Genomic DNA, 274 nt, shown 5'->3' on the forward strand with positions numbered 1-274 from the left:
GCCGTCGCTGCCGCTCACCGAGCAGGAGGCGATCAAGGTGGCGCTGGGGCAGGTGTTCGGGAAGGTTGAGGATATCGAGCTGCGCAACGCTGGCGGCGAGCGTTATTATTTGATTGAGATCGAGACCCCGCAGGGGCGCGAGGCGGATATCCAGGTTCATGCGATTACCGGGGCGGTCATGTCGGTTACCTGGGACGACGATGATGAGAGCTAGTGGTCCTGTTTTCTCATCAATTTCTAATGTTGTTGTTCGTTTGTTCTCAGATGCGGCAGG

The 274-nt window shown here is 57.3% G+C and carries 1 protein-coding gene; it reads left to right on the forward strand.

The features are described 5' to 3' along the window. A partial coding sequence (locus tag PA598K_RS34995; protein WP_185602430.1) for a PepSY domain-containing protein occupies positions 1-214 on the forward strand: 214 nt, incomplete at its 5' end. Positions 215-274: the final 60 nt, after the last annotated feature.

Origin of the sequence: Paenibacillus sp. 598K (genome assembly GCF_003851045.1) — a bacterium.
Lineage (GTDB): Bacteria > Bacillota > Bacilli > Paenibacillales > Paenibacillaceae > Paenibacillus_D.